The following is a 962-nucleotide window of genomic DNA, read 5'->3' on the forward strand; positions in this document are numbered from 1 at the left end:
AGTCAGTTGCTCTACCAACTGAGCTACACCGGCATTTAGAAATGGTGGAGGATGACGGGCTCGAACCGCCGACCCCCTGCTTGTAAGGCAGGTGCTCTCCCAGCTGAGCTAATCCTCCATAGGATATTCATATATTACTTTATGTAATGTTTATCCTTTCTCTTAAGGACAAGATTTATAATATCAGTATTCTTGATATAATGCAATACTCTTTTTAAAACTTTTTTCAAAAATAATATTTTTTCTATGTTTTCAATAACTTGTCTCAATTTCTATCTAAACCGATTACTTAGCATAACGAAATTTTAATATGTTTTCTCCATTTTTTCAATAGCTGTTTTCATTTTTTATAAATATAAATCAATGTTATATATATATAAAAGTTATTGCCGAATAATAACCTTTTGAAAGTTCTTGTAATTATATATTTTCTAAGTTGTTTTAACTCTATAGTAGAAATAAAATTTTAATTATTTATGTAATATATTAATTTCTTATTAGTCCACCTTCTGCGTTACAAATAGATATTCTTAATAAAGTCACTCTTAGAGACCTAGAATGATGTTATTGTCGTAATAGGTAGTATAGAATCCGACAAATAGTATCCTTGGATGATTCCGCCTTTTAACGTGGAATGGCAGGCTTGCAAGGGCATCGATCGTTAATAATTTATCCATTCTCTTCGAATAAGCTGCTATAACATCGAACTTGCACTATATTTCATTGCTCGACAAATTAGACATACACTTTTATTCAACCGGTCATTTTTTATATGAATCTCTTTATGTTATTAAAGTATATAAAAAAACGCTAAGTACATGTGAAAGTACTTAGCGTTTTCTCTTCTTATGTATGACCCGTACGGGATTCGAACCCGTGTTACCGCCGTGAAAGGGCGGTGTCTTAACCACTTGACCAACGGGCCGATGGCGGAGACAGAGGGATTTGAACCCTCGCGCCGC

Annotated in this window: 2 tRNA genes; both read right to left on the reverse strand. The window is 33.8% G+C overall.

Annotation, left to right across the window (positions count from 1 at the left end):
• Positions 1-42 precede the first annotated feature (42 nt).
• A tRNA-Val gene (locus tag SNE38_RS19095) sits at positions 43-118 on the reverse strand.
• 735 nt (positions 119-853) lie between these two features.
• Positions 854-925 (reverse strand) — tRNA-Glu (locus SNE38_RS19100).
• Between the last annotated feature and the right edge of the window lie 37 nt (positions 926-962).

Origin of the sequence: Solibacillus ferritrahens, from assembly GCF_037027585.1 — a bacterium.
GTDB lineage: Bacteria > Bacillota > Bacilli > Bacillales_A > Planococcaceae > Solibacillus > Solibacillus ferritrahens.